Origin of the sequence: Lutibacter sp. A80, assembly GCF_022429645.1 — a bacterium.
In the GTDB taxonomy this organism is placed as follows: domain Bacteria; phylum Bacteroidota; class Bacteroidia; order Flavobacteriales; family Flavobacteriaceae; genus Lutibacter.
Map to the genome: position 1 here is coordinate 2,278,020 of NZ_CP092480.1, position 12,051 is coordinate 2,290,070.

Here is a 12,051-nt window from a genome sequence, read left to right on the forward strand (position 1 = left end):
TAAAATCGATCAAATAGTTTAATTTTTTTTAAACAATAAGGTATTTACACCTCTAATTCTGATAGGAATGCTTATAGACAGCCCCACTAACAATTTTAAACATATCTTCTTCAACACTTTCTCGAGGATATTCAACAAAGCGACCTATTTCTTCTCCATTTCTATAAAAAATAAAAGTAGGAACTCTAACAACATTAAATCCTTCTTGTAAATTATCTGGTGTTTTTTTACTACGATCTAAAGCTACCAATTTTAAATTATTATAATTAAAATTTGTGGCATCTAAAATTTTATAAAAAACAGGTGTTTGTTCTTGACTGTCTCCACACCAAGTTCCCATAAAAGCTTTAATGGTAACATTTTTTAATAATGGTTTTAAAGCCTCAACAGTTTCTGTGTTTAATTCATAGTTTTCAGAATTAAATTGAAACCAATTATTAAAAGGAGCCTTTAAAAAGTCACTTTTTGCAGCAACTCCAATTAAGTTTCCATTAGCATTTAATGTAGCTTTTGAAGGAGCTTCAACTGTAACTTCTGGAGTAATTTGATTTTCAGTAATTATCACATTTTTTTGATTTCCACACCCTAAACTAATTACAAGTAGGCAAATCATTAAAATTAGTTTTTTCATTTGTTTTTATTTTTTTTGAAAATTAAACAAAAAAAATGAGAACATTATCACTAGATAAGTTCTCATTTTTTAAATTTATTTAAACACAAGTTTGTTAAACGCTAAACAAGCGGATGTCTTGTCATAGCTTTTGGTTGTTCAATACCCATTAATTTAAGAATTGTTGGTGCAATATCACCTAAAACACCATCTTCAATATTTTTTATATCCTTATCTACAATAATAAAAGGAACTGGATTAGTTGTATGTGCAGTATGAGGTGATCCATCAGGATTTTTCATAGTTTCACAGTTACCGTGATCTGCAATAACAATAGTTGTATAGTTGTTTTCGGTTGCTGAAGTAATAACTTCTTTTACACACGCATCTACAGCTTCACAAGCTTTTATTGCAGCATCCATATCTCCTGTGTGCCCAACCATATCTCCGTTTGCAAAATTTAAACACACAAAATCTACTTCTCCTTCTTTAAGTTCAGGAATAATTGCGTCTTTAATTTCATAAGCACTCATTTCTGGTTTTAAATCGTAGGTTGCAACTTTTGGTGAAGGACATAATAAACGCTTTTCACCTTTAAATTCTTGTTCTCTTCCTCCTGAAAAGAAAAAAGTTACGTGAGGATATTTTTCTGTTTCTGCAATTCTAATTTGTTTTTTCTCTGCTTTTTCTAATACTTCACCTAAAGTATCAACTAAATTTTCAGTATTATAAATTACGTTAATTCCTTTATAAGTTTCATCGTAATTAGTAATTGTTACATAATGAAGCGGTAGAGTTTTCATATCAAATTCTGGATAATCTTGTTGAGTTAATACTTCGGTTAACTCACGTCCTCTATCTGTTCTATAATTAAAGAAAATTACAACATCATCTTCTTTTATTTGTGTTTTTGGTGTTCCATCGGCATTGGTCATTATTATTGGCTTAATAAACTCATCTGTTACACCTTCTGCATAGCTATTTTCAATACTTTCAATAGCATTTGTAGATTTTGTACCTACTCCATTTACCATTGCATCGTAAGAAATTTTTACGCGCTCCCAACGTTTATCTCTATCCATTGCAAAATATCTACCAGTAATAGTTGCCACTTCACCAGTAGTTTTAGCCATATGCTCTTGAATATCATTTATAAAGAATTTTCCTGATTTTGGATCACAATCTCTACCATCAGAAAAAGCGTGTAAATACACATTTTCAGCATTATTTTCAGCAGCTACATCTAATAAACCTTTTAAATGATCGATATGAGAATGAATACCTCCATTAGAAACTAACCCTAATAAATGAATATTCTTATTATTCTCTTTTGCATATTTAAGCGCATCTAACAAAACTTGCTCTTTACCTAAAGTTTTGTCTTTAACTGCCATATTAATTCTCACTAGATTTTGGTATACAATTCTACCTGCACCTAAATTCATATGTCCAACTTCACTATTCCCCATTTGTCCTTCTGGCAAACCTACATGTTCACCATCCGTACGTAAACTAGCGTTTGGATATATATTGTATAAATTATCTATATAGGATGTTTTTGCATTAAAAATTGCAGAAACTTTTGGGTCTTGTGTAATTCCCCAACCGTCTAAAATCATTAAAATTACTTTCTTATTCATTTTAAATTGTATTTAATTTTAAGAGTCAAATATACGAAGTATTCACGGTAAGCACCTTATAATTAGGCCTTAAATTACTATAAAAATTACTAAAACGATTGCGATATAATTTATTTTAACATCAGGTTAAAATATTGTTAATATAAAGAATTCTTGTAACAGAAATTTAAACATAAAGTCTTTTAGATATAAATAAACTTTTAACCTAATCATTATGAAAAAATCAATTTTATCTATCGCATTACTATTATCTGTTTTTTTGGTTTCTGCCAAAAATGATATAACAGAAAAAACACCTACAAAACATTTTAACCTTTCAACAAACGTAAATGCTTTTTGTAAATTAATACAAATGGGCGATTACGATGCTGTACGCGCCTTAATTGAAGAAGGAGAAAACATAAACTTAAAATCTAGCGGATTAACACCTTTAATGTTTGCTGCAAGGCATAACAAAACTGAAATTGCCAAATTACTTATTGAAAATGGAGCGAAACTAAAGTTAAAAAGTAGTAAAAATGGTTTTACAGCTCTAAAATGGGCAGAAGCATCAAATGCAAAAGAAACATATGCGGTTATTAAAAATGCGCTGCAAAAGAAAAAAAACAAAAAAAGAAATAAGAAATAGGCTATTTCTAAACAAACCCACAGATTAAAAATTAATCTGGGGGTTTTGTTTTGTTATAATTTATTAAAAAACTATTGATATTATTTAACCCAAGAGGTAAACATCCAATTTCTTTTTTCTAATATTCTCATAAAATCCGTTATTATTTGCTCTGTAACATTATCTCCAATATCTAGAGCTGCATTTACAACATTTAGCATTTTATTATGCAAAATATCATAATCTTTAAGCACTTGGTTTACCATTTCAACAGATGTCATTTTATCTGCCTTAACTTCTTTAATTTCAGAAACATCTAAAATCTCTTTCATTGTCATTGAAGGCTTAATTCCAAATACTCTAATTCTTTCGGCAAGCGTATCAATATGTTCCTTAACTAAATTATACTCATTCTCAAATTCTTGATGTAATTCAAAAAAATCAGCTCCATCAACATTCCAATGAAAATTTCTTAATTTATGATAATGTACAGTATAATTAGCTATTAACTCATTTATATTCACAACAATTTCAGCGGTTTCTAAATAAGTAAATCCTAGTTTTCTATATGTTTTCTTTATTGATGTATTTGTATTTTTTGTAAGTGTTTCCATGTTTTATAGTATGTAATAGTTAATGTTATTTTACCTCCATAATTAAAGGTGGTAAAATGCTAAAATGTTTTGTAAAGTAATTTGGGTACTGAAATAAAATAGTTAGACCTTATTAAAGCCTAAATAACATGATTTTTGAAGAATTTTCTTTGATATATCATACCATGTAATATAAATATTAAGACTAAAAAGTCAAATCTTTAACATTTTTTAACAAGTTAAAATACGATATAACAGCTTACTTTTAATACTAAAAAAACTTATTTCTTATATTTTTCAATAGCTTCTTTTATTTTTTGAATTCTATTTTCAGGATCTGGATGTGTACTCATTCTTTCTGGTGTGCTGTTAGGACCTGCAGCCTGCTTTAATATTTCCATAACACCAATTAATTCAATAGGATTGTAACCTGCATCAATCATAAATTTAACACCTAGATCGTCACTTTCCAATTCATCTTCTCTACCATAACTCATATTAATAATATTAGCCAATACAGCCGCTCCTTGTGCAGTGCTAGGATCAATACCTACCGCAACACCATTTAACAAACCCTCGGTTAAGTTTTGCTTAGACATACGCTCTGCTGAATGACGACCGACAACGTGACCGATTTCATGACCTAAAACACCCGCTAACTGATCTTCATTTTCTAATCTAGAAAATAATGCATAAGTAATAAATATTTGTCCGCCAGGTAATGCAAAGGCATTTATAGTTTTTTCGTCTTTCAATAAATGGAAATCGTATTTATAATTTGTTTGCTTTGCAATACTATTATTTACCAACTTTTCACCAACTTGATCGACAAATTGCTGGTATTTTTGATCGGGATACAAACCTCCATGTTGCTGAGCCATGGTTGGTGCACTTTGTAAACCAATAGCAATTTCATCATCTACAGAAATAGATATATGTTGTTTTTTACCTGTATACTTGTTTACCTCACTATTAGAAAAGTATTGAAATAGAGAAAAAATAACAATCCCTGCACCAATTAACAGTTTAACTTTAGAATTTCCTTTTTTTTTCATCTTTTTAATATTACGTAGTTTGTAAATATACAATCTTAATTTTTTACAAAATACACACGTTTTATCTTAAAGTTTTTAGTTTTCTTAAAATAACACAATGGCTTCTTCTTTAAAAAGCAAAAAAACACTAATTAAACCCAAGTTATAGATAATGAGAGCTATACATATTTGATTTAAATAGTTTACTAAAAATTTTAAAGAATTTTTAGTAACTCCTGTTACCAATTTTTAGTTAATATAACCTATATTTGCGCGAAATTAAAAATATAAAAAAATGAGTTTTTTCGGTTTATTTGGTGGAGATAGTAGCGAATCATCAATTGAGGAATATTTAAAAGAGGGAGCAGTAGTGATAGATGTTAGAACAGTTGAAGAGTATGAAAGTGGTCATGTTAACGGTTCAAAAAACATTGTTTTAAATACAATTCCAACAAAAGTTAAAGAAATTAAAGCCCTAAATAAAAAAGTGATAGCTGTTTGTAGAAGCGGAGCAAGAAGTGGACAAGCAACTTCATTTTTAAAAGAACAAGGTATTGATGTTATTAACGGTGGTCCTTGGCAAAATGTAGCTAAATTTGTAAATTAAACTACATCCACGTTTTTAAAAAATAAAAACTCCAAAACTTATTTTAATAAGTTTTGGAGTTTTTTTTATAATGTATAATACCTAATATTAACAACTTCCACAATTGGTGTCACAGCCACCTTTCTTTTTAGATTTAAAAAAGTATTTTTTCACCAAAAATGCAATGGCTAAACCTAGCGCTATGTAAACTAAAATATCTTGCATTAACTTAAAATATTAAATGCTAAAACAGCCGATACATATGCTAAAATTCCCATACCAACTAGTTGTAATATTGGCCATTTCCAACTATTAGTTTCTCTTTTTACAATTGCCAAAGTACCAATACACTGCATTGCAAAAGCGTAAAACAGCAATAAAGATACTCCTGTTGGAAAATTAAATCTCTTTTCACCGGTATCTGGATTCACTTCAGCTGCCATACGTTCTTTTATAGTGCTTACATTATCATCACTATCTACATTATAGATAGTTGCTAAAGCACCAACAAAAACCTCACGAGCCGCAAATGAACTAATTAATGCAATTCCAATTTTCCAATCGTATCCCATAGGCTTAATAACCGGTTCAATTGTTTTCCCCATATAACCAATATAGGAGTTCTCTAATTTATAAGCAACTATTTTTTTATCGAGTTCTTCTGTAGAAATATTCTTATTTTCAATTTTAGAAGCAACCGTTTCTTCCGCATTCTTAAAAGCAGCGGGTCCATTTGAAGCTAAAAACCACAATACTATTGAAAGAGCTAATATTATTTTACCTGCTCCAAAAATAAATGCTTTAGTTTTTTCTATTACTTCGTATAAAATATTTTTTAATAAAGGAATTTTATAATTCGGCATCTCTATTACAAATAGACTCTTCGTATTTATTTTTAATACTTTATGTAATAAAATAGATGATAAAATTGCTGCTGTAAATCCTAATAAATACAACGCCATCATAGTTAAACCTTGTAAATTAAGAATACCTAAAACCGTTTTATTTGGAATTATTAAGGCTATTAAGATAGCATAAACAGGTAATCTGGCAGAGCACGTTGTAAATGGAACTACTAAAATAGTAATTAACCGTTCTTTCCAACTATTTATGTTTCTAGCAGCCATAATTGCAGGAATTGCACAGGCTGTACCCGAAATTAATGGTATTACACTTTTACCACTCATTCCAAATTTTCGCATTATTTTATCCATTAAAAATACCACACGACTCATATAACCAGTTTCTTCTAAAATGGTAACAAAAGTGAATAAAATAGCTATTTGTGGAATAAAAATAACAACCCCTCCTATTCCTGGAATAATACCTTCTGAAATTAAATCTGTAAAAGTACCGGGAGGCAATACAGTTTTAACCCAAGAACTTAGATTAGCAAACGCTGTATCAATTAAATCCATGGGATAACTTGCCCAATTAAAGATACCTTGAAATATAAATAATAAGATTAATGCAAAAATTACATATCCAAAAATCTTATGTGTTAAAACTCTATCTAAAATACCACGTAAATCAGTTGCTTTAGAAGCGTCAACTATAAACGATTTTTTTAAAATATCGTTTATAATTTTATATCTTAAAATAGTTTCTTTATGCTGGTAACGTTTTATACACGATAAATCCTCTCTAAATTTTAGTACCAGTGCTTTTTGCTTCTCAGTTAAAAAATCAAATTCTTGTATTTGAGTAATTAATAACCACGATTTATATAATGGAAACTCTTTAAAAGCATTTTTTAAGTTTGTAAAATAATCTTTATCAATCCTATCTGTAATATTACATATCGGATCTGTACTTAATTTTTTGTAATCTAAAATAGCAGCTTTAATTTGATCGATACCAATTTTTTTACGCGCACTAGCCAACACAATTTTGGTTTTTAATTGTGTTTCTAATAAGGGTACATCTAGCTCAATTCCCCTACGTTTCATTTGATCTATCATATTGATAACCAAAATTGTAGGTATTTTTAAATCTTTTATTTGAGAAAACAAAAGTAAATTACGCTTAATATTCTCAATATCAACAACAACAACTACTACATCGGGAAAAGTGTCATTTTTATCGTTTAACAATGCGTCTAAAACCAACGTTTCATCCATTGAAGTTGGATTGATACTATAGGTTCCAGGTAAATCAGTAATTACAGCCTTTGTAGTATTGTTTAATTTACAAAAACCTTGTTTTTTATCTACTGTTATTCCTGGGTAATTTCCTACCTTTTGTTTTAAACCTGTAAGCTGATTAAATAAAGAAGTCTTTCCAGTATTTGGATTCCCAATTAAAGCAACTTTAACCTCATTGTTAATGCTCATTATTAATTAGTAGTTAGCAATTGTTATTTTCTCTGCAGTTTCTTTTCTAATTGCTAAATGACTTCCATTTACCTTAATGTATAAAGGATCTTGCAAAGGTGCTTTTTGAATTAATTCTACCTCAATACCAGGCAAACAACCCATTTCAAGCAGTTTTAATGGAATGTTCTCTAAACAAAGCTTTTCTATAAAAGCTTTCTCTCCAATTTTTAAATTTGCAATAGTTTTAAACATTATTAAGACTAATTATAAATAAATAGAAGACAAAGATACTAAATTAGAATGATTCTAAACAATGACAATTATCATTTATTTTTTAGATTGGCTTTGTAAAAGTTTTATATCTTCTATTAAGCGTTGAATATCATCATTATCGGTACCGTCATAAAAACCTCTAATCTGACGTTTTTTATCAACTAAAATAAAATTTTCTGTATGAATAAAATCTTGCAAACCACCATCACCTTCGTCTAAAACGGCAAAATAACTTTTACGAGCTAGGTCGTAAATATGTTTTTTGGGTCCTGTGGTAATATTCCATTTACCATCAATTACTCCTTTTTTTATAGCATACTCTTTTAAAACAGGGACACTATCCATAACTGGAGTTACAGAATGTGATAAAAATTTAATATCATCATCATTTATAAAAACTTCTTGCAGTTTTGCTATATTATTGGTCATAACAGGGCAAATAGTCATACATCTAGTAAAAAAGAAATCTGCAACATAAATTTTATCCTTATAGTCTTCTTGAGTAATAGTATCACCATTTTGGTTTATAAGTTTAAAATCTAAAACTTTATGATTTCTTCTAATATGTATTAAACTTTCATCAACCAATCTTGGATTTACATCTGCTGGATTATAAACTGGTAATTTTTTTTCAGGAGTTAATAATGAATAAATAGCATAAATCATTATCACAGAAAAAAATGCCATAATAATTAATGTAGGAATTGATTTTTTGAAGAATTTTAAATCCATTTTATTTGTAAAATTAAAACACAAATTTAAAACAATTAGCCCTATTAGTTACTCAACAATTCTAAAACTTTGTTAAAACGCCTAATTACTTATTTAATCGCTTTTTAAAACAATTTTTAAAACCGTACATTTGTGCGATTTTAGATTTTTGAAACGAGCATGTAACGGAGTTTATCGCTTAAAATAATTACAAATAGCGAACAGCGTGTGACCTTTAAAAACAAATAGTATACACAAGAAAATACATTTATGGAAATATTGATTAAAGCTTCACAATTTATTTTAAGTTTATCTTTTTTGATAGTACTGCACGAATTAGGACATTTTATTCCTGCAAAAATATTTAAAACACGCGTAGAAAAATTTTACTTATTTTTTGATTATAAATTCTCGTTATTTAAAAAGAAAATTGGAGAAACTGTTTACGGAATTGGTTGGATTCCTTTAGGTGGATATGTAAAAATATCTGGTATGATTGACGAAAGTATGGATACCGAACAGATGAAACAACCTGCACAACCTTGGGAATTTAGATCTAAACCAGCTTGGCAACGTTTAATTATTATGTTAGGTGGTGTAACCGTTAATTTTATTTTAGGTATTGTAATTTATATTATGATCACCTTTGTTTGGGGTATCAATTTTGTAAAACCTGAAGGTGTAAAAAATGGATTTGCAGTACACGAAACTTTTAAACAATATGGATTTGAAGACGGTGATTTAATTACAAAATTTAATGGCGAAACGCCACAAGATGTAACAGATGTAAATAAACATTTATTTTTAAGAGGTATTACTTCATTAGAAGTACAACATCAAAATGGTGAAACAGCTTCTATTGCCATTCCAGAAGACATTGGAAGTATTATGTGGGAAAACGGTGTTATGGAACCTTTTACGGTTAGAACACAGGCCGTAATTGATACTGTTGTTGTTGATTCTCCTGCAGAAAAAGCCGGAGTTTTAAAAAATGATAAAATAATCTCAGTAAATAATACTCCTGTTGCCTATTGGCAAGATTTTTCTAAAATTGCTGCAAACTCAACAGAAGATAAATTAACATTAAAAGTTGAAAGAAATGGAATTACAGAAGTAATTTCAATAACTCCTAATGAAGATAAAACTATTGGTGTTTCAAACTACAGACATAACGATTTAGACATTCAACATAAAAAATATTCATTTTTAGAAAGCATTTCTAAAGGTAATTCTTTAGCTATATGGACTTTAAAAGACTATATAACACAATTTAAATACGTATTTACAAAAAAAGGTGCAACAAGTATTGGTGGTTTTATAGCAATTGGAAACATTTTCCCTGCTACTTGGAGCTGGCAATCTTTTTGGAGCATCACTGCATTTTTATCTATTATGCTTGGTTTTATGAATTTATTGCCAATACCAGCCTTAGATGGTGGTCACGTAGTATTTACCTTATATGAAATGATTACAGGTAGAAAACCAAACGATAAGTTTTTAGAATATGCACAAATTACAGGATTTTTAATTCTAATTGCACTGCTTATATTAGCAAATGGAAATGATATTGTAAAACTGTTTTCCAAATAAAACAGCACAACATTTAATAAAAATCCCGTATTAATAATTAATTTTAATACGGGATTTTTATTTTTAAACAACTTAAAAGTTCTTAATTTTATTCGCTACTAATCATCAACCTAACAATAAAATCAATTAAATAATGAAAAGAATAATAATTCTTGTTTTAACAGTTCTTTTATCGGCTTGTAACCAAACAAGCACTTTAAAAGAGCCAAACAATTCTAACAAAACTACACTAAGCACTTCTAAAAAACCACTAATGGGTTGGGCAAGTTGGAACAATTATAGAGTAAATATAAATGAAACTATTATTAAATCTCAAGCAGATGCAATGCTCTCTAAAGGCTTAAAAGATGTAGGCTATTCTTTTATAAATACAGACGATGGCTTTTTTGGAGGAAGAGATAAAAATGGTGATTTATTAGTACACAAGGAGCGTTTTCCTAGCGGAATGAAATCACTTGCAGACTATATTCATTCTAAAGGTTTAAAAGCAGGAATTTACTCCGATGCTGGAATAAATACTTGTGCTTCTTATTGGGATAAAGACACTATTGGTGTTGGAATGGGACTTTACGGACACGACAGAAAAGACTTAACATTATTTTTAAAAGATTGGGATTACGATTTTATAAAAGTAGATTGGTGCGGTGGTGAATGGTTAGGCTTAGATGAAGAAACCAGGTATACCGAAATTGGAAACATTATTAAAGAAATTAAACCTTCTACAATCTACAATATTTGTAGATGGGAGTTTCCTGGAACTTGGGCAACACGTGTTGCAGATTCTTGGAGAATTTCAGGAGATATTAACAACAACTTTCAATCTATTTTAGCAATTATAGATATAAATGCCGATTTATGGATGCATAGTTCCTACGGTAAATATAACGATATGGATATGTTACAAGTTGGTAGAGGAATGACTTACGAAGAGGATAAAGCACATTTTTCTATGTGGTGTTTAATGCAATCTCCACTTTTATTAGGAAACGATTTAACTACAATAAGTGATGAAACTATCGAAATAATTACAAACAAAGAAATTATTGCACTTAACCAATCCGAATTTGTATATCAAGCTAGACGAATGGTTGATTATGGCGATTTAGAAGTTTGGGCAAAGCCATTAATTTCAACTATTAGTGGAGAAATTGCTGTTGGGTTATTAAACAGAACTAATAAAACAACTAATATTACTTTTAATTTAGAATCTGTTGGTTTAGATGCTTCAGCTTCTTATACCATGCGAGATTTATGGTCTAAAAAAGACTATCCTTCATCAACAAATAGTGAAATTTCCTTTGAAGTGCCTGCGCATGGAATTGTAGTATTAAAAATAAAAGGAAGAGCTTTACCTTATAATGTATTTCAATTTAAAGATAAAAAAGCTTAAGACTTCCCGTTCCACTCATTATAAAATTGTTGAAGAAAGTCTTCCATATATATATGACGCTCTTCAGCAATTTTTTTTCCTGTAACGGTATTCATTCTATCTTTTAACAGCAATAACTTCTCGTAAAAATGATTTATTGTAGGAGAATCCGAATTTTTATATTCTTCTTTAGTCATAGTTAAATTTGGAGCAATTTCAGGATTGTAAAGTTCCCTGTTTTTAAAACCACCATAATTAAAACAACGTGCAATTCCTACTGCGCCAATAGCATCAAGTCTATCTGCATCTTGAACAACATTTAATTCTAGCGAAGTAAAAGTCTGTTTAAAATTCCCTCCTTTGTATGAAATATTTGTTATTATTTGTTCTATATGACGTATAATTTCCTCGGAAACATGTTCACTTTCTAAAAAATCACGTGCCACTTTTGGACCAACAGTTTCATCGCCATTATAAAATTTAGAATCAGCAATATCGTGTAATAAAGCACCCAATTCAACTATAAATAAATCTACATTTTCATTTTTAGCAATTAGTTTAGCATTGTTCCAAACACGTAAAATATGAAACCAATCGTGGCCTCCTTCAGCATTTTTTAATGTTTCTTTTACAAAAGAAACTGTATTAGAAATAATTTGTTGTTTATCCATTGTTTAAAAATAAAAAATCCGTTTAAATAATTAAACGGATTTAAAGATTGTT

13 protein-coding genes are annotated in these 12,051 nt (G+C 29.1%); 4 read left to right on the forward strand and 9 right to left on the reverse strand.

The features are described 5' to 3' along the window. Positions 1-52: 52 nt before the first annotated feature. A complete protein-coding gene (locus MHL31_RS09460) occupies positions 53-631 on the reverse strand; it encodes a thioredoxin family protein (RefSeq protein WP_240225709.1) in 579 nt (192 codons plus the stop codon). A 101-nt stretch (positions 632-732) separates the two neighbouring features. Continuing rightward, entirely contained in the window at positions 733-2,250 is a 1,518-nt protein-coding gene (gene gpmI / locus MHL31_RS09465; RefSeq protein WP_240225710.1) for a 2,3-bisphosphoglycerate-independent phosphoglycerate mutase, read from the reverse strand. Between the two features lie 214 nt (positions 2,251-2,464). Here gpmI and MHL31_RS09470 point away from each other — a divergent pair, with 214 nt between their 5' ends. Next, positions 2,465-2,878, forward strand: coding sequence for an ankyrin repeat domain-containing protein (locus tag MHL31_RS09470; protein ID WP_240225711.1), 414 nt, complete (start codon positions 2,465-2,467; stop codon positions 2,876-2,878). 80 nt (positions 2,879-2,958) lie between these two features. On the opposite strand, the gene MHL31_RS09475 is transcribed toward MHL31_RS09470, so the two are convergent. Both MHL31_RS09475 and MHL31_RS09480 read right to left on the reverse strand, forming a co-directional pair. Further along, positions 2,959-3,471 carry a Dps family protein gene (locus MHL31_RS09475; RefSeq protein WP_240225712.1) on the reverse strand — a complete coding sequence of 171 codons (513 nt, stop codon included), beginning with the start codon at positions 3,469-3,471 and terminating at the stop codon, positions 2,959-2,961. Between the two features lie 260 nt (positions 3,472-3,731). Continuing rightward, on the reverse strand, positions 3,732-4,505 hold the full coding sequence (locus MHL31_RS09480) for a M48 family metalloprotease (RefSeq protein ID WP_240225713.1): 774 nt from the start codon (positions 4,503-4,505) through the stop codon (positions 3,732-3,734). A 274-nt stretch (positions 4,506-4,779) separates the two neighbouring features. Between MHL31_RS09480 and MHL31_RS09485 the strand changes: the two genes are divergently transcribed. Next, positions 4,780-5,091, forward strand: coding sequence for a rhodanese-like domain-containing protein (locus MHL31_RS09485; protein ID WP_240225714.1), 312 nt, complete (start codon positions 4,780-4,782; stop codon positions 5,089-5,091). 87 nt (positions 5,092-5,178) lie between these two features. On the opposite strand, the gene MHL31_RS09490 is transcribed toward MHL31_RS09485, so the two are convergent. From MHL31_RS09490 to MHL31_RS09505, 4 genes are all read right to left on the reverse strand, one after another. Next, entirely contained in the window at positions 5,179-5,295 is a 117-nt protein-coding gene (locus tag MHL31_RS09490; RefSeq protein ID WP_240225715.1) for a FeoB-associated Cys-rich membrane protein, read from the reverse strand. After that, positions 5,295-7,403, reverse strand: a complete 2,109-nt coding sequence (gene feoB / locus MHL31_RS09495) for a ferrous iron transport protein B (RefSeq protein ID WP_240225716.1) — start codon at positions 7,401-7,403, stop codon at positions 5,295-5,297. Before feoB ends, MHL31_RS09490 begins: the two co-directional genes overlap by 1 nt. Positions 7,404-7,409: 6 nt before the next feature. Next, positions 7,410-7,637, reverse strand: a complete 228-nt coding sequence (locus MHL31_RS09500; protein ID WP_240225717.1) for a FeoA family protein — start codon at positions 7,635-7,637, stop codon at positions 7,410-7,412. Positions 7,638-7,712: 75 nt separating this feature from the next. Then, positions 7,713-8,390, reverse strand: a complete 678-nt coding sequence (locus MHL31_RS09505; RefSeq protein ID WP_240225718.1) for an SCO family protein — start codon at positions 8,388-8,390, stop codon at positions 7,713-7,715. Between the two features lie 249 nt (positions 8,391-8,639). Between MHL31_RS09505 and rseP the strand changes: the two genes are divergently transcribed. Next, positions 8,640-9,959, forward strand: a complete 1,320-nt coding sequence (gene rseP / locus MHL31_RS09510) for an RIP metalloprotease RseP (protein WP_240225719.1) — start codon at positions 8,640-8,642, stop codon at positions 9,957-9,959. Positions 9,960-10,092: 133 nt separating this feature from the next. Further along, complete coding sequence (locus MHL31_RS09515) at positions 10,093-11,349, forward strand: glycoside hydrolase family 27 protein (RefSeq protein WP_240225720.1); 1,257 nt, start codon at positions 10,093-10,095, stop codon at positions 11,347-11,349. Here MHL31_RS09515 and MHL31_RS09520 read toward each other — a convergent pair. Next, positions 11,346-11,999 (reverse strand): HD domain-containing protein, encoded by a 654-nt coding sequence (locus MHL31_RS09520; RefSeq protein WP_240225721.1) that lies wholly within the window; start codon positions 11,997-11,999, stop codon positions 11,346-11,348. The genes MHL31_RS09515 and MHL31_RS09520 overlap by 4 nt on opposite strands. Positions 12,000-12,051 lie beyond the last annotated feature (52 nt).

Coding starts and splice junctions, on each gene's coding strand:
- gpmI (WP_240225710.1), bottom strand. CDS start 2,250: ATGAATAAGAAAGTAATTTTAATGATTTTAGACGGTTGGGGAATTACA.
- rseP (WP_240225719.1), top strand. CDS start 8,640: ATGGAAATATTGATTAAAGCTTCACAATTTATTTTAAGTTTATCTTTT.
- MHL31_RS09520 (WP_240225721.1), bottom strand. CDS start 11,999: ATGGATAAACAACAAATTATTTCTAATACAGTTTCTTTTGTAAAAGAA.
- MHL31_RS09500 (WP_240225717.1), bottom strand. CDS start 7,637: ATGTTTAAAACTATTGCAAATTTAAAAATTGGAGAGAAAGCTTTTATA.
- MHL31_RS09505 (WP_240225718.1), bottom strand. CDS start 8,390: ATGGATTTAAAATTCTTCAAAAAATCAATTCCTACATTAATTATTATG.
- MHL31_RS09490 (WP_240225715.1), bottom strand. CDS start 5,295: ATGCAAGATATTTTAGTTTACATAGCGCTAGGTTTAGCCATTGCATTT.
- MHL31_RS09475 (WP_240225712.1), bottom strand. CDS start 3,471: ATGGAAACACTTACAAAAAATACAAATACATCAATAAAGAAAACATAT.
- MHL31_RS09480 (WP_240225713.1), bottom strand. CDS start 4,505: ATGAAAAAAAAAGGAAATTCTAAAGTTAAACTGTTAATTGGTGCAGGG.
- feoB (WP_240225716.1), bottom strand. CDS start 7,403: ATGAGCATTAACAATGAGGTTAAAGTTGCTTTAATTGGGAATCCAAAT.
- MHL31_RS09470 (WP_240225711.1), top strand. CDS start 2,465: ATGAAAAAATCAATTTTATCTATCGCATTACTATTATCTGTTTTTTTG.
- MHL31_RS09485 (WP_240225714.1), top strand. CDS start 4,780: ATGAGTTTTTTCGGTTTATTTGGTGGAGATAGTAGCGAATCATCAATT.
- MHL31_RS09460 (WP_240225709.1), bottom strand. CDS start 631: ATGAAAAAACTAATTTTAATGATTTGCCTACTTGTAATTAGTTTAGGG.
- MHL31_RS09515 (WP_240225720.1), top strand. CDS start 10,093: ATGAAAAGAATAATAATTCTTGTTTTAACAGTTCTTTTATCGGCTTGT.